This window comes from Enterobacter sp. IF2SW-B1 (genome assembly GCF_001743375.1).
GTDB classification, from domain to species: domain Bacteria; phylum Pseudomonadota; class Gammaproteobacteria; order Enterobacterales; family Enterobacteriaceae; genus Enterobacter; species Enterobacter bugandensis.
Genome location: NZ_MJAA01000222.1, coordinates 1 through 474, shown reverse-complemented (window position 1 = coordinate 474; position 474 = coordinate 1). Strand labels below are relative to the sequence as shown.

1 protein-coding gene is annotated in these 474 nt (G+C 62.9%); it reads right to left on the bottom strand.

What is annotated here, in order from left to right; all coding sequences use genetic code 11:
• Nucleotides 1-474, bottom strand: a 474-nt coding sequence (locus A6013_RS24220) for a relaxase domain-containing protein (protein WP_254677909.1), incomplete at both ends; no start/stop codon positions are given.

Sequence of the window (474 nt, the reverse complement as noted above, 5' to 3'; positions counted from 1 at the left end):
CGACGTCTGCAGAGAAGCCAGCTCAGGCCCGGCAGGAACCGGCTTAGCCTGGTGATCTCGCTCCGGCTGAGGCGCGGTCTCACGAAGCCCTGCATCACTCGGCACCACGCTCTCCTGATACGCCTTCAGGTCAAATCCCTTCTCCTTCATCTGGCCCAGCCCGCGTTCCATCAGGCGCATCCTCGAAGGGTCGACTTTCGCCCGGCGGGTGTCTTTGGCGGCCACATCCCGGCTGCGCCGCGTGGCTTCAGCCCCCCCGGCACCCTGAATTTCCCTGCCCCGGGAGGAATATTCGTCCCTGCCGTCTTCCGGAACGCCCTTAATCTCCCACCTGCCATGCTTGCCTACTTCTTCCACTTCATGGCCGCGCGCTTCACCCCGCTCACGCAGCGCGCTGCGATAACTTTTCCCGAGCGTGACCTGATGCTTCATGCCGGTTTCGATAAAGCCCGCGTTATGGATATAGTCCGTGGC